17 protein-coding genes are annotated in these 17,196 nt (G+C 72.0%); 7 read left to right on the plus strand and 10 right to left on the minus strand.

From position 1 onward, the window contains the following. Positions 1 to 4: 4 nt before the first annotated feature. The 3 genes from ACZ3I3_RS31085 to ACZ3I3_RS31095 all read right to left on the minus strand — a co-directional run bounded on the left by ACZ3I3_RS31085 (position 5) and on the right by ACZ3I3_RS31095 (position 2,471). Positions 5 to 913, minus strand: coding sequence for an oxidoreductase (locus tag ACZ3I3_RS31085; protein ID WP_467370504.1), 909 nt, complete (start codon positions 911 to 913; stop codon positions 5 to 7). 27 nt (positions 914 to 940) lie between these two features. Beyond that, the gene (locus ACZ3I3_RS31090) at positions 941 to 1,831 is read right to left on the minus strand and encodes a glycoside hydrolase family 19 protein (RefSeq protein ID WP_467370506.1); all 891 of its coding nucleotides are present in this window, start codon (positions 1,829 to 1,831) and stop codon (positions 941 to 943) included. Between the two features lie 202 nt (positions 1,832 to 2,033). Next, a complete protein-coding gene (locus tag ACZ3I3_RS31095; protein ID WP_467370507.1) occupies positions 2,034 to 2,471 on the minus strand; it encodes a MarR family winged helix-turn-helix transcriptional regulator in 438 nt (145 codons plus the stop codon). A gap of 88 nt (positions 2,472 to 2,559) precedes the next feature. On the opposite strand from ACZ3I3_RS31095, the gene ACZ3I3_RS31100 reads away from it, so the two are divergent. Both ACZ3I3_RS31100 and ACZ3I3_RS31105 read left to right on the plus strand, forming a co-directional pair. After that, a complete protein-coding gene (locus ACZ3I3_RS31100) occupies positions 2,560 to 3,672 on the plus strand; it encodes a substrate-binding domain-containing protein (protein ID WP_467370509.1) in 1,113 nt (370 codons plus the stop codon). Positions 3,673 to 3,740: 68 nt separating this feature from the next. Continuing rightward, a complete protein-coding gene (locus tag ACZ3I3_RS31105) occupies positions 3,741 to 4,814 on the plus strand; it encodes an acyl-CoA dehydrogenase family protein (RefSeq protein ID WP_467370511.1) in 1,074 nt (357 codons plus the stop codon). On the opposite strand, the gene ACZ3I3_RS31110 is transcribed toward ACZ3I3_RS31105, so the two are convergent. From ACZ3I3_RS31110 to ACZ3I3_RS31130, 5 genes are all read right to left on the minus strand, one after another. Continuing rightward, positions 4,811 to 6,013: a serine hydrolase domain-containing protein gene (locus tag ACZ3I3_RS31110; protein ID WP_467370513.1), complete on the minus strand. Its 1,203-nt coding sequence runs from the start codon at positions 6,011 to 6,013 to the stop codon at positions 4,811 to 4,813. The genes ACZ3I3_RS31105 and ACZ3I3_RS31110 overlap by 4 nt on opposite strands. A 125-nt stretch (positions 6,014 to 6,138) precedes the next feature. Beyond that, positions 6,139 to 7,299, minus strand: coding sequence for an LLM class flavin-dependent oxidoreductase (locus ACZ3I3_RS31115; protein WP_467370515.1), 1,161 nt, complete (start codon positions 7,297 to 7,299; stop codon positions 6,139 to 6,141). Positions 7,300 to 7,352: 53 nt separating this feature from the next. Continuing rightward, a complete protein-coding gene (gene ssuE, locus ACZ3I3_RS31120) occupies positions 7,353 to 7,907 on the minus strand; it encodes an NADPH-dependent FMN reductase (RefSeq protein WP_467370517.1) in 555 nt (184 codons plus the stop codon). A 246-nt stretch (positions 7,908 to 8,153) separates the two neighbouring features. After that, positions 8,154 to 8,237, minus strand: a complete 84-nt coding sequence (locus tag ACZ3I3_RS31125; protein WP_350710819.1) for a putative leader peptide — start codon at positions 8,235 to 8,237, stop codon at positions 8,154 to 8,156. A 108-nt stretch (positions 8,238 to 8,345) separates the two neighbouring features. Beyond that, positions 8,346 to 8,522, minus strand: coding sequence for a hypothetical protein (locus ACZ3I3_RS31130; RefSeq protein WP_466351831.1), 177 nt, complete (start codon positions 8,520 to 8,522; stop codon positions 8,346 to 8,348). A gap of 226 nt (positions 8,523 to 8,748) precedes the next feature. On the opposite strand from ACZ3I3_RS31130, the gene ACZ3I3_RS31135 reads away from it, so the two are divergent. Continuing rightward, positions 8,749 to 9,192 carry an SPW repeat protein gene (locus ACZ3I3_RS31135; RefSeq protein WP_467370519.1) on the plus strand — a complete coding sequence of 148 codons (444 nt, stop codon included), beginning with the start codon at positions 8,749 to 8,751 and terminating at the stop codon, positions 9,190 to 9,192. 144 nt (positions 9,193 to 9,336) lie between these two features. After that, positions 9,337 to 9,600 (plus strand): GlsB/YeaQ/YmgE family stress response membrane protein, encoded by a 264-nt coding sequence (locus ACZ3I3_RS31140; protein ID WP_467370521.1) that lies wholly within the window; start codon positions 9,337 to 9,339, stop codon positions 9,598 to 9,600. A gap of 15 nt (positions 9,601 to 9,615) precedes the next feature. Here ACZ3I3_RS31140 and ACZ3I3_RS31145 read toward each other — a convergent pair whose 3' ends face one another. Next, positions 9,616 to 10,539, minus strand: coding sequence for an NAD-dependent epimerase/dehydratase family protein (locus ACZ3I3_RS31145; protein ID WP_467370593.1), 924 nt, complete (start codon positions 10,537 to 10,539; stop codon positions 9,616 to 9,618). A gap of 60 nt (positions 10,540 to 10,599) precedes the next feature. Then, entirely contained in the window at positions 10,600 to 11,385 is a 786-nt protein-coding gene (locus ACZ3I3_RS31150) for a GNAT family N-acetyltransferase (protein ID WP_467370522.1), read from the minus strand. Between the two features lie 116 nt (positions 11,386 to 11,501). On the opposite strand from ACZ3I3_RS31150, the gene ACZ3I3_RS31155 reads away from it, so the two are divergent. From ACZ3I3_RS31155 to ACZ3I3_RS31165, 3 genes are all read left to right on the plus strand, one after another. Beyond that, entirely contained in the window at positions 11,502 to 11,987 is a 486-nt protein-coding gene (locus ACZ3I3_RS31155; RefSeq protein WP_467370524.1) for a nucleoside deaminase, read from the plus strand. 151 nt (positions 11,988 to 12,138) lie between these two features. Further along, positions 12,139 to 16,443 carry an aminotransferase class I/II-fold pyridoxal phosphate-dependent enzyme gene (locus tag ACZ3I3_RS31160; protein WP_467370525.1) on the plus strand — a complete coding sequence of 1,435 codons (4,305 nt, stop codon included), beginning with the start codon at positions 12,139 to 12,141 and terminating at the stop codon, positions 16,441 to 16,443. Between the two features lie 6 nt (positions 16,444 to 16,449). Further along, a complete protein-coding gene (locus tag ACZ3I3_RS31165) occupies positions 16,450 to 17,184 on the plus strand; it encodes a class I SAM-dependent methyltransferase (protein WP_467370527.1) in 735 nt (244 codons plus the stop codon). The last annotated feature ends 12 nt before the right edge of the window (positions 17,185 to 17,196 follow it).

The following is a 17,196-nucleotide window of genomic DNA, read 5'->3' on the forward strand; positions in this document are numbered from 1 at the left end:
CGGGTCAGCCGGCCGCCGAGCGCAGCCCGTTGAGCCGGTCCAGCTCCCCGTCCGTGAGGCGGATCGCGCCCGCCGCCACGTTCTCGGTGAGGTGGTCGGGGTTGCCCGTGCCGGGGATGGCGAGCACATGCGGGCTCTGGTGCAGGGTCCAGGCGATGCGGATCTGCGCCGGGCTCGCCCCGTGGGCGCGGGCGACGGCGCGTACCTCCTCGTCATGGGCGGTGGCGGCTCCGTGCTCCCCGCCCTCGCCGGCGACGGCGTAGAACGGCACGAAGGCGATGCCCTGTTCGGCGCAGATCCGCAGCAGTTCGTCGGTGACGGGGTCGGGGCGGTCGAGGGCGTACCGGTTCTGTACGCAGATCACCGGTGCGATGGCCTGCGCCTCGGCGAGGTGGCGGGGCTCGACGTTGGAGATGCCGAGGTGGCGTATCAGCCCGGCCTCGCGCAGTTCCGCGAGTGCGCCGAAGTGCTCGGCGATCGAGTCGTACTTCGGCATCCGGCGCAGGTTGACCACGTCGAGGTGATCGCGGCCTAGCTGGCGCAGGTTCTCCTCGACGTGTCCGCGCAGGTCCTCGGGGCGGGCCGAGGTGCCCCACTGCCCGTCGTAGGTCCGGTGGGGGCCCACCTTGGTGACGATGACCAGGTCGTCGGGGTACGGCGCCAGCGCGCTGTTGATGAGTTCGTTGGCGGAGCGCAGCGACGAGAAGTAGAAGGCGGCCGTGTCGATGTGGTTCACGCCGAGGTCGATCGCCTTGCGCAGGACGGCGATCGACCGGTCGCGGTCACTGGGGGTGCCGAGATGGAAGGCGGCGCTGCCCGTCAGCCGCATCGCGCCGAAGCCGAGGCGGTGGACGGGCAGGTCGCCGAGTTTCCAGGTGCCGGCGGCGTCCGCGGTGATCGTCTGTGAGCTCATCGACGGAGTCTCACACACGGCTCGCTCTCAGCAGTAGAGATTGCCTCCGGGCGAGGTTCCGAGGATCTGCGTGAACCGCTGGTAGTTGGTCACGCGGCTCTGCACCTGCGCCGGGTTCTTGCCGTCGCACTCCAGGGAGCCGTTGATGCTGCGGATCGTCTGGCCGAATCCGGCGCCGTTCACCATGGCGTTGTGCGGGGTCATGCTGCCGGGGCCGGTCTGGGTGTTCCAGTACCACAGGGCCGTCTTCCAGGCGACGGCCGCGTCGTTCTGGACCAGCCAGGGGTTGTTCAGCAGGTCGATGCCGAGCGCGTCGCCGGCGGCCTTGTAGTTGAAGTTCCAGCTGAGCTGGATCGGTCCGCGCCCGTAGTAGGCGGCCTGGCCGGCCGGGCAGCCGTAGGGCCGGCTCCAGTCGCAGTAGTGCGGGTAGTTGGCGGTGTTCTGCTCCACCACGTGCACCAGGCCGCCGGTCTCGTGGCTGACGTTGGCGAGGAAGGCGGCGGCCTCCTGCTTCTTCACCGTGTCGCTGCCGGTGTTGGCGAAGCCGGGGTAGGCGCTCAGGGCCGCCGTCAGCCCGCGGTAGGTGTAGAAGGGATTCCGGTTCGGGAACATCTGGTTGAACTGCGCCTCGCTCACGACGAAGCGCGCGTCGGGCGTGCCCGGACCGCTGTCGCAGGCGTACGGCTCCCAGTACCAGGTGCTGATGGTCGGGTCGTAGCCCGGGTTGGCGTGCTCGGCTCGGTACGCCTTGCCGTCGGTGTAGCGGACGATGTCGCCGGCGGCGTAGGACTTGCCCGCCACCCAGTTGGGATAGCTGGAGCACGCGGCGGCGGAGGCGCTGGTGGCCGGCAGGAGCACCGGCGCGGTGCCGGCGAGGGCGAGGGCGGCAAGGACAGCGGAGACACGGCGTCTCGACACGGGTTCAACTCCTTTGCGGGACACGGCCGCACCCGGCCAGGCAGGGTGAAGCACAGCCGTGGCGCGGCCGTGGTGGGGGGTTGTCGGAGGCACACTCAACCGCGTTGGTCTGTACCAGTCAAGGGTGTAGACCAGTCATCGTGCGCAGGGAGCCGCTCGGCGGCTCGCAGGTGTCCGCGGGGCCTGCACACGCCCCGGACGCTCACACGTGTGCCGACTCCGTCAGCGTCGCGGCCAGCCGGTCCAGCAGGGACCGCAGCAGTTCGTCGTCGCCCTCGCCGAGCGGGGGCCAGCCGGCGCGCACCGCGCGGTCGAGCCGCTGCCGGTACTGCCGGCCGCGAGGAGTGAGGTGGGCGAGGACGCGACGGCGGTCGAACGGGTCGACCCGGCGGTGGACGAGGTTCTGGTCGACGAGCTGGTCCACGAGCTTGGTCAGCGTCGGAGGCGGCAGAAAGGCGGCCTCCGCGATCGCCGTCATGTGGTGCCCCTCGCCGTCGGCCAACAGCGCCAGCACCCGCCACGCGTCGAGCGAGCAGCCCTCCTCCTCCAGCACGGCCTGCAACCGCCGAGCCGCCAGCCGCTCGGCCCGCGTCAGCAGCTGCACGAGGTCGTCGGGCCGGCGCGGGGGCGGGGTGGGCATCCTGCTCCTCGGGGCTGTTGCGACAGGAAGTGCGTCCATCCTAGGAGACGCGCTGGAGTTCGTACGGCGGAGCCGGAATCATGACGCCATGGTCCGGCACGACCTCCCCGCACCCGAGTGGTTCACGGCCGACGACTCCGTCCTCGGCGTGGCGCTCGTCTTCCCCCTGCAGGGGCCGGCCGGGATCTTCGGGCCCACCTGTGAGCTGTGTGCGCGGCTGGCCGCCGAGGAGGTCAACCGGGACGGCGGCGTGCTCGGCAGGGAGCTCCGGCTGGTGCCGGTCGACGGCTCGGGCGCGCCCGGCGAGGTCGCCGGCCAGGTCGAGGCGCTGGTGGACCTGGGTGTCGTGCAGGGCGTCACGGGCTGGCACATCTCCTCGGTGCGCCGGGCGCTGGCACCGCGGATCGCGCACCGCGTCCCGTACGTGTACACCGCGCTGTACGAGGGCGGTGAGGACACCGCGGGCGTGTTCCTGACGAGCGAGACGCCGCGGGACCAACTGCGGCCCGCGATGGACCTGCTGGCGCGTGAACGCGGGGTGCGGCGGTGGTTCGTCGTCGGCAACGATTACGTGTGGCCGAGGCGGACGGCACGGTCGGCCCGGCGGTACGCGCACACGTCCGGCGGATCCGTGGCCGGCGAGGTCTATCTCCCGCTCGGCACCCACGACTTCGAGCCGGTGCTGCGCGGCATCGAGCGCTCGGACGCCGACGGGGTGCTGATGCTGCTCGTCGGCAGCGACGCGGTGCGCTTCAACCGGGCGTTCGCGGCGCACGGCCTGCACGCGCGGTGTCTGCGGCTGAGCACGCTGATGGACGAGAACATGCTGCTGGCGAGCGGCCCGTCGGCCACCGAGGACCTCTACAGCACGGCCGGTTTCTTCGCCTCGCTGGCCAATCGGGACACCCTCGATTTCCAGGGGCGGTACGCGGCCCGCTACGGCGTCGAGGCACCCGCCCTGGGCAGCCTCGGCGAATCCTGCTACGAGGGCGTGCTGTTGCTGGCCGCGCTGCTGAAGCGGGCCGGGACGCTGGACGTGTCGGCGATCGGTGCGGCGGCCGGCGCGGTGTCGTACGAGGGTCCGCGCGGACTGCTGCACCTGCGGGACAGCCACGTCCGCCAGCGCATCTATCTGGCCCGCGCCGACGGGCTCGACTTCGACGTGCTGACGGAACTGGATCTGCGCGGCGCGCATTCCTGACGGTTCCGGGCGAACGACATACCCCGGGGACGGCACCCCGCGCCGCACGACCCGCGAGAATCTGTCCCATGAGCTCCATGCCCCTCGCCTCGTCGCCGCACCCGTCCCACCCGCTCGTCATCCGCGCACAGCGACTCGCGCGCGATCTCCTCGTCCCGCACGCCGAGCGCGTCGACCAGGAGGGGGTGCCGGTGAGCCACATCGAGGCGGTGCGGCGGTCGGGGCTGCTCGGACTGGGCGCGCCGACGGAGTACGGCGGGGCGGACGCGCCCGTCGCCGTGGCCCGGGAGGTCGCCGAGATCCTGTCCGGGGCGTGCTGCTCCACCTGGTTCGTGCAGACACAGCACCACACGCCGGTGAAGCTGCTCGCCACCTACGACTCGCCGGTCCGGGAGAGGCTGCTGCGCCCGCTGGCGACCGGCGAGTCGCTGGCCGGCATCGCGTTCGCACACGTCCGTGCCTTCCCCCGGGTGCCCGTGCGGGCGGTCCCCGAGCGGGGCGGCTGGCGCTTCGAGGGCACGGTGCCCTGGTACACGGGCTGGGGTCTGAACGACGTGATGCTGCTGGCCGGTGTGACGGACACGGCCGAGGTGGTGTTCGTCGTCGCCGAGGCCCGCGAACAGCCGGGGATGCGTCCGTCGGCGCCGATGCGGCTAGCGGCCCTCACCGCCGCCCGTACGGTCTCCCTGGAGCTGGACGGCCTGTGGGTGCCGCAGGACGCCGTCGTGCTGCGCACCCCGCGGGAGCAGTTCGCCCTGATCGACCTGCCCAGGGCCGCCAACACCAGTCCGGCCGTGTTCGGGGTGGCGAGCGCGGCGCTGGACCTGGTGGCGGACACCCCGGACGGCCGGGAGCCGGCCCGGGCGCTGCGGGCCCGGCTCGACGAGGTGCGGCGGGAGGCCTACGCCCTGGCCGACCACCCCGCCCCGCACGAGTGCGTCCCGGAACGCCTGGCGCTGAAGACACGGGCGTACGGCGTGCTGCGGGCGGCCACGACCGCGGCGATCGTGGCCGGGGGCGGCCGGTCCATGGCCCTGGACAGCCGGGCGCAGCGGCTTGCACGCGAGGGGATGTTCCTGCTGGTGCAGGCCCAGACGGCCGAGGCACGCCGGACGCACCTCGGCGCACTGGCGGCCGGTTAACCGAGCCGGGGCAGCGCCGACGGTTCGTCCGTGCGGGACGGGACGCTGCCGCAGAACTCCGCTTCGATCACGTTCGTGTAGAGCGACGGGTCCGGGAGCCAGTCACCGTTGATGTTGAACGTCAGCTGGTGCTTCCCGTCCGGGGTGCCGACCATCGCGGACAGGGAGCCGTTCGTGCGGCCGCTCTTGCCCACGACCTTCACGCCGCAGGACAGCTGCGCGAACTCGACTCCGAGGCCGTATCCGAGCCCGCCCCCCGCGGGCACCTCGTCGAGCATCTTCTCCATCTGCTTCCGAGGCAGCAACTCGCCCTTGGTCAGGGCGCGTTGGAAGCGGTTGAGGTCGCCGCTGGTGGAGATGACGTCGCCTGCCGCGCCCAGCCAGGTCATGTTCTGTTCGGTGGCGTCGTGGATCGGGGCGTCGGGGGCGTCCTGGTGGAGTCGGGAGTAGCCGACGGGGTGGGGTTTCGGCATGTGGGGCGACGTGCCCGGGAACCATGTGCCGCGCAGCTTCAGGGGCCGCACGATACGGCGGGTGATCTCCTGCTCGTACGAGCGGCCCGTCGCCTTCTCGATGACCATCCCGGCGATGACGAAGTTGGTGTTCGAGTACACCGGCGCCGTCTCCGGGTCGGGCAGCGGCGGATACTTCAGGGCAATCGCCACGAGTTCCTCGGGCGTGTGCGTGTCGTACCGGTGCTCCGGGAAGCCGGGACCGGCGGCGTCGTGGAGGAAGGCGGGGTCGTCGGTGTAGTTGGCGATGCCGCTGGTGTGGTTGAGGAGCTGACGCAGCGTGATCTCGTCGCCGTCGTAGCCGTTGCCCCGCACCAGGCCGGGCAGCCATCGCTCGACGGTGTCGTCGAGGCTCAGTCTGCCTTCCGCCTCCAGCTGGAGCAGGACGGTCGCGACGAAGGTCTTGGTGATGCTGGCTCCGCGGAAGTGGTCGCCGGGGGAACGCTCACGGCCCGTGGCGGTGTCGGCGTGGCCGGCCTCCGCGAACCAACTCGCCTTCCCCTCCTGGACCTTGGCGGCCACTCCGGGCAGTCCGCCCTTGTCGACGAGATCACGCAACGCGGTCCGGGTCGCCTCGTGGCCGCGCGGCGACTGGGCCGCGTGCGCGGACGGGGCGAGTGCCGCCACCCCGGCGCACAACGCCACGGCCAGGCCGAATGAGATGGTGCGTGAAGCCCGCTGCTTCATGATGTGTGCCTCCCGTTCACCGAGGGGCAGGGCTGCCCCTCGGGACGGAATGACGCCCAACGCGGGCCGGAGGGTTGATCGTTGGGGCGGGAGGCCGACGAGCTGGGGCGGGAGGCCGCCGAGCCCTAACTCGCGAAGGGCGCGAGCACGGCGGGCTCGGTGGGCGTCGCGGGTGCGGTGCCCTGGTCCGCGGGATGCCGCCACAGCCCCTGCGCGGCGAGGCGCGGCAGCACGCCCTCCCCGAACCAGTACGCCTCCTCCAGATGGGGATAGCCGGAGAGGATGAACTCGTCGATGCCGAGGGCCTGGTACTCCTTGATCCGCTCGGCGACCTCGTCGTGGCTGCCGACCAGGGCGGTGCCCGCGCCGCCGCGCACCAGGCCGACGCCGGCCCACAGGTTGGGGTGGATCTCCAGGCTGTCGCGCCGGCCGCCGTGCAGGGCGAGCATGCGCCGCTGGCCCTCCGACTCGCTGCGGGCGAGCCCGGCCTGCACCGCTGCCACGGTCTCCGGGTCGAAGCCGTCCAGCAGCCGGTCCGCCTCGGCCCAGGCCTGCTCGGCGGTGTCGCGGGTGATGACGTGCAGCCGGATCCCGAAGCGGAGGGTGCGCCCCTCGGCGGCGGCCAGCGAGCGGATCCGGTCGAGCTTCTCGGCGACCTGGGCGGGCGGCTCGCCCCAGGTGAGATAGACATCGGCGTGCCGGGCGGCGATCTCTCCCGCGATGGCCGAGGAGCCGCCGAAATACACCTGGGGAACGGGGTCGGGCACGCGGGCGAGCTTCGCGTCCTGCACCCGGAGGTGCTCACCGTGCAGACCGACGGTTCCGCCCTGCCACAACTCCCGTACGAGGTGCAGGAATTCACCGGTACGGCGGTACCGGCTGTCCTTGTCGAGGAAGTCGCCGAAGGCCCGCTGTTCCCGGTTCTCGCCGCCGGTGACGACGTTGAGCAGCAGCCGTCCGCCGGTCTGCCGCTGGAACGTGGAGGCCATCTGCGCGGCGAGGGTGGGCGAGATCAGCCCGGGCCGGAAGGCGACGAGGAACTTCAGGCGTTCGGTGTGCTGGCTGACCATGGCCGTGGTGAGCCACGCGTCCTCGCACCAGGCGCCGGTGGGCGTGAGGGCACCGGCGAAGCCCACCTCCTCGGCGGCGCGGGCGATCTGGCTCAGGTAGGCGACCGTCGGGGGCCGGTCCCGGCCGGAGGCGGTGGCCGGGGAGCCGTGGCCGCCGCCGACGACATGACGGCTGTCGCCATTGGTGGGCAGGAACCAGTGGAAGGTGAGGGACACGGGGAGTCTCCGATCGAGGGGGGAACGTGCGGCGGCGTGGCGGTGAGCGGGTGTCAGCCCGCCACGGCGAGCAGCGGGGTGCGGCCGAGCGCCGTGGAGAACTGGTCGACGACCTGCGTGAGCGCCTCGTCTGCGGCCGGTGCGACGGTCAGGGATCCGTCGTCGTGCACGGTGATGTCCTTGTCGAGGGTGAACCAGCCCTGCACGGTGTGCGCCGCACCCATGGAGGTCAGCACCGGGCGCAGGGCGTAGTCGATGGCCAGGACATGGGCGACGCTGCCGCCGGTGGCCAGCGGCAGGACGGTCTTGCCGGTGAGTGCGTACTGCGGGAGCAGGTCCAGCAGGGCCTTGAGGACACCGGAGTAGGACGCCTTGTACACAGGGGTGCCGACGACGACACCGTCGGCTCGTGCGAACAGGTCGGTGGCCTCGACGATCGCGGGGTGACGGAAGTCCGCGCCGAGCAGGGCCTCGGCGGGGATGGTGCGGACGTCGAGCGGGATCACGTCATGGCCCTGTGCGGTCAGCCGCTCGTCCAGGTGGCGCAGCAGTCGGCTGGTGCGGGATGCGGCGGAGGGGCTGCCGGAGACGGACAGGACGGTGGCCATGGGGTCTCTTTCCGGGAGGGGGCGCGAGCGCGCGCGGCGACACCGAAATCGGGGACGCCGTGCTCAACGGGCGTGGCAACGGGCGTGACTACGCGCGACTACGGGCGTGGCTGAGCACCGGATTCAGGCGTGAGTGACGCCGAATTCAGGCATGAGGGAAATGCACCGCGCAGGACGTCCCGACGGCGCGACGGTGTGCGGCCGAGGGCGAATACGGCGGTGGGGAGAAGCGGCGAGCCGGGAGACTCAGGCTGCGGCGCGACAGGAAGCGCTGGAGACGCGTGCGAGGTCGACGTGGCGTCGCCGCGTGAGGTCCAGTCGCATGGTCATGCCATGGATCGTGGCAGCGGTGGACGACGGCCGTCAAGGAAATCCCGGCTCATCTCGCATCCCGGACCCTGGATTTGGCGGTCCGGGGATTTCGGGGTCCGGTTCCGTTCAGTCCTCGTCCGACGGAACCACCACGAGGAAGGCGTCCGACTCCAGGTCCATCACGACGGTGGCCGGTTCGCCCTCGGCCCGGCGGCGTGCCGCGTACTCCTCCGCCGGCCATGATCCGCGCGGAGCTCCCGCCGGGAACCGCTCCAACACCTTCGCGCTGATGGCCGCAGACACGTCCGCTGCCCTCCCCTGTCCCGCGCCGCCTGCCGGCGACGCCGATCGGTCACTGTCGTACACATCCGCTTGCCCCCGATCCCCCCGGACATGTACCGCCCGGTAGAAGTTCACGTCTCTACCAACCTCTACACATAAAGGAAAAATAAGAGCAGAATGTGCTTACGCGGCGCTTACCGCACACCCCACCAGACGCGGTCGCCCTGCAAGACGAAGGAGACGAGTCATGGCCAACGTCTCGCCCACCAGGGGTGACATCACCAGCCACCCCGATGCCTCCGAGATGCGGGATCGGTACGCCCGCGTGCTCGGTGGTCGCGATGTGGCGCTCGTGGACGGACCGGTGTTCCTGCTCGGTCTGTACTGCGCGGCCTCCCCGTGGATAGTCCATTACACGACCAGCCAGCCGCCGCTCGTGACCCACAACCTGATCATGGGCATCGCAATCGGCCTGCTGGCGCTCGGGTTCACTCGCGCTCCGGAGCGCATGTACGGCCTGAGCTGGGCCATGTGCGCACTCGGCGTATGGATGATCATCTCGCCGTGGGTCGTCGGCGACAGTCCGGACGCCGGCGTCGTGTGGAACAACATCATCATCGGCGCGCTGGCCGTGATTCTGGGTCTGGCGTGCACCGCCACGGCGGCGAAGGCCTCCAGCACGAGGCCGTAGACCCACCGGAAGGGACGACCCACCGGAAGGGAAACCGAAGGCCGGTCCGCACCCCGGGCCGGCCTCTCCGTGTCCGCGCCGGAGTGTCCCGGCCGACCGGGGGCAAAAGCACTACAGCGGGGGTCCTGAAGAAAAGGGGCGGAGATGGAGATCGACGGCATCATCAGTGCCATCGTGATCGGCATCGTCATCGGCGTCCTGGGCCGGCTCGTGGTCCCGGGCCGTCAGCGGATCGGCATCCTGTGGACGATCCTCGTCGGCATCCTCGCCGCGTTGGCCGGTTCCGCGATCGCCGGCGCGTTCGACGTCGCCGACAGCAAGGGCGTCGACTGGGTCGAGTGGCTCATCCAGATCGGGCTCGCCGCGCTCGGCGTCGCCGCACTGGACCGCTCGAAGGCGCGCCGCTGACGCGCGCCCGCGGCATCAACGGCCCGCCGACCGCAGCGCGGCGAGCCCCTCACGGCTGGACGGGTACCGCGGGGTCCATCCCAGCTCGCGTTCCGCCTTGGCGCAGGAGACCACCAGCCGCGACGACATCACCGTGTGCATGTACGACATGGGCTTCACCAGCCACAGCGGTACGGTCATCGGCCTCGGCAGTCCGAACGACTCGACCACACACTCGGCATGGGCGCGCAGGCCGAGCGGGGTGCGGTCGGCGATGTTGTACGCCTGTCCGGGCCGGCCGCGTTCCACGGCGGCGAGCACCGCGCGGGCCGCGTCGGTGAGTTCCACCCACGGCAGCACCCGGTCCCGGTCGGCGGGCAACGGCATCTGCCGCCTGCGCAACAGGGGCAGGAGGGCGTCGGTGCCGCCGGGGCCGTAGAACAGGCCGAAGCGCAGGGCGATGCCCTCCAGCCCCTCGGTCTCGAAGGCGAGCCGTTCCTTGGTCCGCATGCCCGCGATGTGCCGCTCCAGCTGCGGGGTCCTGCCACGCGGGCCGAAGGGGTCGTCCTCCGTGATCGGGCGGTCGCCGTGGTCCCCGTAGCCGTAGCCGAAGACCATCGACTCCACGACGAAGCGGCGGGCCCCGGTGAGGCGGGCGGCTTCGACGAGGTGGGCCGTGCCCTCGGTGCGCAGCGCGTCGGTGGTGAACATGTCGCGGTCGCGCATGGGGGGCTTGCGCAGTGCGGTCGCGGCGTGGATCACGGTGTCGAAGTGGTGTCCGTCGACCTCGCGCAGCAGTGCGTCGCGGTCCATGAGGTCGGCGCGGATGCCGTTGCCGGGGCTCCTGCCGAGTCCGGTGACCTTGTGGCCCGCCTCGGTCAGGGCCCGGGTGACGTGCCGGCCGAGGACGCCGCTCGCGCCGGCGAGGAGGATGCTCTGGTTCTTCTGGTTCGTCGTCATGACCATGCGACGGATCGGGCGGGCGTGGATGTGACATCCGGGCCGGGTCGGGGCGGACGGCTACGGCGTGTACACGTACGGCGTCGTCGTGGTCAGCGGTGTGAAGCCCAGGCGTTCCAGGATCGGGCGGCTCTGGTGGGAGGCGTCGACCTGGAGGTAGCGGTGGCCGCGTGCCGCGGCGGCGTGGGCGCGGTGGGCCACCAGGGCGCGGTAGATGCCGCGGCCGCGCCAGCCCTCGACGGTGCCGCCGCCCCACAGCCCGGCGAACCGCGTGCCGGGCACGAGCTCCATGCGGGCCGCGCTCACCGGCTCGTCGCCGGCCATCGCCACGACGGCGACGACGGTGTCCGGGTCGGCCGAGAGCCGGGCGAGGAGCTGGTCGCGCAGCCAGGCGCTGTCGGCGCCGAACGCCTTCTCGTGGACGTCGGCCACGAGATCCACGCCTCGCGGACCGGTGACCGGCACGAAGCGGACGCCCTCGGGAGGTTCGGCGTCGAGGGAGAGGGTCGCGATCTCGCCGATCATCAGCGTCTCGTCGGGTTCGGGCCTGAACCCGGCCGCGCGCAGCCGCTGCCCGAGGTCCGCCGGCCGGTCGTGCCCGTACAGCTTCCACTCGAATGCGAGGCCGAGCCCGGCGTAGTGGGCGATCTGCCCGGCGATGGCCGCGTCCGCCGCCGCCTCGTCGAGGGCGGACCACAGGACGCCGTTCCAGCCCTGTGCGCCGGCGACCTGGCGCACCACGTCGCCGGTCCGCTCGACGCGGGCCCCGGGGCCGTCCGGCCGCGCCCCCTCGCGCAGCTCATGGTCGAACAGGGCGAGCAGCGCGGTGTGATCCTTCTGAGTCATGGGCACACCCCAGCACGCGCCGGGCGGCCCGGCAACGCGTTTACCGGTGCGGCCGCGGACCCCGGCGGCCGTACAGTCCTGTTGATCACACCGTCACCAGGAAGGGGCCCGGCACCATGGTCGTGAAGGACACGGAACTGCCGTACCTGCGCCGCTGCGTGGAGCTCGCGGCGGAGGCGCTCGAAGCCGGGGACGAGCCGTTCGGTTCGGTCCTGGTCGGCGGGGACGGCACGGTCCTCGGCGAGGACCACAACCGGGTGGCCTCGGGCGATCGCACGCGGCATCCGGAGTTCGAACTGGCGCGCTGGTCGGCGGCCCGGCTCACTCCCGAGGAGCGGGCGGCGGCCACGGTCTACACCTCCGGCGAACACTGCCCGATGTGTGCGGCCGCGCACGCCTGGGTCGGCCTGGGCCGCATCGTCTACGTCGCCTCGTCCGCACAACTCGCCTCCTGGCTGGGTGAGTTGGGCGTACCCGCGCCGCCGGTGCGAACGCTCCCCGTCCAGGAAGTCGCACCGGGTGTGGTCGTGGACGGCCCCGTGCCCGAGCTGACGGACCGGGTGAGGGAATTGCACGTGCGGTTCCACCGGGGACGCGGCTGAGGGACCCGGGCGACCCTGGCCCGCCGGGCAGTTTCCCCTCCGCCGTGCCTCGCGGGACCGGCAGCCCGAGATGCAGGACCGCGCGGGCGAATTTATGATCGAATTCAACAGACCGGGTCTACGCCTCGGTCTCCCCGACGGGGGGAGGCGCATGTCCTTGCTGTCAGCACGTCGGCTGATGGCCGCCCAGATCGCCCTCGTCACGGCCGCCACAATCGTGTACATGACCGTCCCGGCGGCGGGTCCCGCCCTGTGGGCCGTCATCGGGCTCGCCGGCGTCGTCGCCGTGGTGACCGGCATCCGCGTCCACCGGCCCGCCCATCAGTGGCCCTGGTGGTTCCTGGCCGGCGGGCTGCTCACCTTCATAGCGGGCGACACGTACTACAACGTCATGGAGGAGTACTTCGACGCCTCCAACCCGTTCCCCTCCCCCGCCGACGCCTGCTACCTCGCCACCTACCCGCTCTTCGCCATCGGGCTGTCGGGGCTCGTCCGGCACCGGTGGGCCGATCGCGACCTGCCGAGCCTGCTCGACGCGCTGATCATCACCGCGGGCCTCGCGCTGCCGGTGTGGGTGTACCTGGTGCAGCCGCTGACAGTGGTGCAGGGGCTGACCTGGGAGCAGCGCGCCATCAGCATCGCCTATCCCCTCGGCGACGTCCTCGTGCTGGCCCTGCTGGCCCGGCTGCTGACCCCGAGTCCGGTCGACGGGCCCAACCGTGCCGTGCGGCTGCTGGTCGTGGGCACGGTGACACTGCTCGGCTTCGACATCGCGTACGGGATGCTGCAACTGAACGACCTGTGGCAGACCGGCACCCTGCTGGACCTCGGCTGGATCGCCTTCTACACCGCCTGGGGCCTGGCCGCCCTGCACCCCTCGATGGTCACGCTGACCGCGGCCGTGCCGCAGCGGGAGTCCCTGCTGCCGCCGCCGCGCCGGCTGGTCGTGCTCGCCGTGGCCACGCTCATCGCGCCGGGGATCCTGCTGTACGAGGGGCTGAGCAAGCAGACGCGGGACGCCGCCGTGATCGCGGCCTTCTCGGGCGTGCTGTTCCTGCTGGTGATCGCGCGGCTGGCGGGGATGGTCGTGGCCCATCGCCATGCGGTGACACGGGAACTCGCGCTGCGCGGGGCCGCCGCCTCGCTGGTCTCGGCCTTCCGGCAGGAGGAGGTCGACCAGTCCTGCCGTACGGCGGTCGACCGGCTGATGGGGCCGGAGGTTCCGCACCGGACGCTGCTGCTGCCGACGGAGCGCGCGGCCGACCTCGGCGCGCACGGCAGTCACCTCGTGAGCCCGGCCGCCCTCGGACCCGACCTCGCCGCCGAACTGGACGGTCTGCCCTCCGTCCTGGCCTGCCCCATGACCCAGCCCGACCGTCCGGCCGGGACCGCCCCGGGTGTCCTGCTGGTCGCCGCCCCCGAGCGGCAGCTCACCGAGACCTGGGGCTCGCTGGAGATCCTGGCGTCGCACGCGGGCCTGGCCATGGAGCGGGTCAAGCTGCGCCAGGAGGTCTTCCGGCGGGAGAGCGAGGCGTACTTCCGCACCCTCGTCCGCAACGCCTCCGACGTCATCCTGATCCTCGAGGAGGACGACACGATCCGCTACGCCAGCCCGTCCGCGCTGTCCGTGTTCGGCACCGACGACCTCATCGGCGTCCCGCTGCCGGACCTGGTGGACCCCGGGGACCGGGAGCGGGCCGCCCGGGAGCTGGCCGCCGTACGGGAGCGGGGGGCGCGGGCCGGACACGACCACTGGTGGGTGCGCCGCCGGGAGGGACGTGTCGAGGTGGAGGTGCGGTGCAGCGACTTCCGGGACGAGCGGACCGTCTCCGGCCTGGTGGTGACGCTGCGGGACGTGACCGAGCAGCGGCGGCTGGAGCAGGAGCTGACGCAGCGCGCCTTCCACGACTCGCTGACGGGTCTGCCCAACCGGACCCTGCTGCTGGAGCGGATCGAGCGCGCCCTGCTGCGCGGCCGCCGCGAGTCGTCCCTGACCTGTCTGCTCTACATCGACCTGGACGACTTCAAGCTGGTCAACGACACGATGGGGCACCGGGCGGGCGACGATCTGCTGATCGCCGTCGGCAACCGGCTGTCCCGGACACTGCGGCGCACCGACACCGCGGCCCGGCTCGGCGGGGACGAGTTCGCCGTGCTGATGGAGGGCGCCAAGCAGCCGCTCGACGCCGAGCTCCTGGCGGCCCAGGTGATCCAGACACTGGGCCGGCCGTTCGACCTGGTCGACGAGTCGGTGACGGTGTCCGCGAGCGTGGGCGTGGCCACCGCGCGCGACAGTACGGACGCGGAAGAACTGCTGGGCCACGCCGACCTCGCGCTGTACGCGGCGAAGTCGGCGGGCAAGCGGCAGTGGCGCCGCTACCGGCCGCTGCTGCGCAGCCGCATGGTCGAGCGGCACGACCTGCAGTCCCAGCTGGCCCAGGCGGTCGCCGACAAGGCGTTCGCGCTGCGCTACCAGCCCGTCGTGGACATCGCCGGAGGCGAGGTCGTCGGGTTCGAGGCCCTGGTCCGCTGGCCGCACGAGCAGCGGCCGTCCGTCGAGCCGGACCAGTTCATCAGTCTGGCCGAGGAGACCGGGCAGATCGGCCCGCTGGGCTCGTGGGTGCTGGAGAACGCGGTCAGCGACATCGCCGATCTGCAACGGCTGCCGGGTCCCGCCCGTCCGCCGTACGTCAGCGTGAACGTCTCCGCGCGCCAGTTCCGCGACGCCGGCTTCGTCGAGCAGGTCGGCCAGGCGCTGAGCACGCCCGGGCTGGAGCCCGGGTCCTTGCAGCTGGAACTGACGGAGACGGTGCTGCTGCACCGCGACGACCGACTCCAGACGGTGCTGCACACGCTGAAGGAACTCGGGGTGCACATCGCGGTCGACGACTTCGGCACCGGCTTCTCCTCGCTGCGCTACCTGCGGGACTTCCCCATCGACGTGCTGAAGATCGACAAGTCGTTCATCGACGACATCGCGAGCGACGCCCAGCAGGTCGCCCTGGTCGAGGGCATCGTGCGGATCGCCGACACCCTGGGCCTCCAGGTCATCGCGGAGGGCATCGAGGACACCGCGCAGCGGGACCTGCTGGCCGGGATGGGCTGCCGGTTCGGGCAGGGATACCTCTTCGCCCGGCCCATGACGGTGGAGCAGAGCGCGCAGACGCTGCGGGAGCCGAGCGCCCACCCCTTCGCGCCGCCCCGGCCGCGGCGGCCGCGTGTCGACGCCGCCCGGGGACGCCGGGAGGCGCGCTGGGCGGACCTGGAGCACCTGCGCCGCACCAGCCCGATGAGCGACGCGGTCCTCGACGAGGTGCGCGGCCGGCACATCCGCAGCGGCGACCACTGGCTGATCGACTTCGCGTCCTGCAACTACCTGGGTTTCGACTGGGACCCGGAGATCATGGAGGCCGTCGATCCCGCGGTGCGCGCGTGGGGCACGCACCCCAGCTGGTCGCGGCTGCTGGGCAGTCCGCGGCTGTACCCCGACATCGAGGAGCGGCTCGCCGCGCTGCTGGGCGCGCCGGACACGCTGCTGCTGCCGACCCTGACGCTGGTGCACGCCTCGGTGATCCCGGCGCTGGCCGAGGACGGGCACGTCTTCGTGGAGGCGACCGCGCACCGCACCGTCTACGACGGCTGCGTGGTGGCCCGCGCACAGGGCGCGACCCTGCACCGCTTCCACGCCGAGCGGCTCGACGAGCTGCGCGCCCTGCTGGCCGGGGTGCCGCCGGGCACGCCCCGGCTGGTGTGCCTGGACGGCGTCAACAGCATGAGCGGCAACATCCCCGACCTGCCCGCGCTGGCCGCGGTGTGCCGGGCCGAAGGAGCGACGCTGTACGTCGACGACGCGCACGGCTTCGGCGTGATCGGGGAACGCGGGCCGGACGAGTCCTGCCCGTACGGCATGCGCGGCAACTGCGTGGTGCGGCACACCGGGGAGTCGTACGACGGGATCGTGCTCGTGGCCGGTTTCTCCAAGGCGTACTCGTCGCTGCTCGCGTTCCTGGCGCTCCCGCCGGAGCTCAAGAACCGCCTCAAGACCGCCGCGGCCCCCTATCTCTACTCGGGGCCGTCCCCGACGGCGTCGCTGGCCACCGCGCTGGCCGGGCTGGACGTCAACGAGCGGCGCGGCGACGCCATCCGGGCCGACCTGTACCGCAAGACGGTCCGGGTGCTCGCTCACCTGGAGGGCCTCGGGGTGAACACCCTCAACACGGACCGGCTGCCCATCGTGGAGGTTCCGCTGGCCAACCCCGCGGACCTGGACGCGGTCGCCGCGTACCTGTGGGAAGAGGGCATCTACGTGACGCTCGCCGCCTATCCGCTCGTCCCCCGCGACCGGGTCGGCTTCCGTGTCCAGATCACGGCACTCAACTCGGACGACGACATCGACCGCCTGAACGGGACCCTGACGCGGCTGTCCGAGCGCTTCCCCCTGCGGCTGAAGGGCTAGAGGGCCATGACGACGCACAACGACGACGTGGACTGGGACCGCTGGCCGGTCGCCGACTACCTGCGCGAGAACTACCGCGAGGTGCATCCCGCGGACGCGGCGGTCATCACCCACCACAGCGCCTTCTACCGCCGCTTCCGGCCCGGCGCCGTCGCCCGCTCGGTGGAGTTCGGGGCGGGACCGAACCTCTACCCGCTGATCCTCGCGTCCGCCGCCAGTCGCAGGATCGATGCCGTGGAGGCGGGCGCGAGCAACGTCGCCTATCTCCGGGACCAGATCTGCCACCGCCTCGACGCGAGCTGGCTGCCCTTCCACGCGCTGTGCCGACGGCTCAACCCGGACGTGCCGGCGACCCTGGCCGGGGCGCTGGCGCATGTGAACGTCGTCCACGCCGACGTCCGGACCCTGTCCCCCGGCTCGTACGAACTCGCCTCCATGCACTTCGTCGCCGAGGGCGCGACGGAGGACTTCGCCGAGTTCGCGGAGTTCTGCCGCACGTTCGTCCGCGCCGTCGAGCCGGGCGGCCATCTGGTCGCCGCGTTCATGGAGAACATGCCTACGTACCGCATCGGCCCGGCGTCCCGCTGGCCCGGCTGCCCGGTCAGTCCGGACACCGTGACCGAGGTCTTCACCCCGCTGACCCGGGACCTGGACGTCACCCACATCGACCCGGACCCGACCCTGCCGGACTACGGCGATTCCGGGATGGTGCTGCTGACGGGGGTGGCGGAGGCGGTGTGAGGGCACCGCCTC

This window comes from Streptomyces sp. NPDC016851 (genome assembly GCF_055562795.1).

Excerpts from the sequence above, each read along its gene's own strand:
- ACZ3I3_RS31085 (WP_467370504.1), bottom strand. The coding sequence starts at position 913 with ATGAGCTCACAGACGATCACCGCGGACGCCGCCGGCACCTGGAAACTC.
- ACZ3I3_RS31095 (WP_467370507.1), bottom strand. The coding sequence starts at position 2,471 with ATGCCCACCCCGCCCCCGCGCCGGCCCGACGACCTCGTGCAGCTGCTG.
- ACZ3I3_RS31100 (WP_467370509.1), top strand. The coding sequence starts at position 2,560 with ATGGTCCGGCACGACCTCCCCGCACCCGAGTGGTTCACGGCCGACGAC.
- ACZ3I3_RS31105 (WP_467370511.1), top strand. The coding sequence starts at position 3,741 with ATGAGCTCCATGCCCCTCGCCTCGTCGCCGCACCCGTCCCACCCGCTC.
- ACZ3I3_RS31110 (WP_467370513.1), bottom strand. The coding sequence starts at position 6,013 with ATGAAGCAGCGGGCTTCACGCACCATCTCATTCGGCCTGGCCGTGGCG.
- ssuE (WP_467370517.1), bottom strand. The coding sequence starts at position 7,907 with ATGGCCACCGTCCTGTCCGTCTCCGGCAGCCCCTCCGCCGCATCCCGC.
- ACZ3I3_RS31125 (WP_350710819.1), bottom strand. The coding sequence starts at position 8,237 with ATGACCATGCGACTGGACCTCACGCGGCGACGCCACGTCGACCTCGCA.
- ACZ3I3_RS31135 (WP_467370519.1), top strand. The coding sequence starts at position 8,749 with ATGGCCAACGTCTCGCCCACCAGGGGTGACATCACCAGCCACCCCGAT.
- ACZ3I3_RS31140 (WP_467370521.1), top strand. The coding sequence starts at position 9,337 with ATGGAGATCGACGGCATCATCAGTGCCATCGTGATCGGCATCGTCATC.
- ACZ3I3_RS31145 (WP_467370593.1), bottom strand. The coding sequence starts at position 10,539 with ATGACGACGAACCAGAAGAACCAGAGCATCCTCCTCGCCGGCGCGAGC.
- ACZ3I3_RS31150 (WP_467370522.1), bottom strand. The coding sequence starts at position 11,385 with ATGACTCAGAAGGATCACACCGCGCTGCTCGCCCTGTTCGACCATGAG.
- ACZ3I3_RS31155 (WP_467370524.1), top strand. The coding sequence starts at position 11,502 with ATGGTCGTGAAGGACACGGAACTGCCGTACCTGCGCCGCTGCGTGGAG.
- ACZ3I3_RS31160 (WP_467370525.1), top strand. The coding sequence starts at position 12,139 with ATGTCCTTGCTGTCAGCACGTCGGCTGATGGCCGCCCAGATCGCCCTC.
- ACZ3I3_RS31165 (WP_467370527.1), top strand. The coding sequence starts at position 16,450 with ATGACGACGCACAACGACGACGTGGACTGGGACCGCTGGCCGGTCGCC.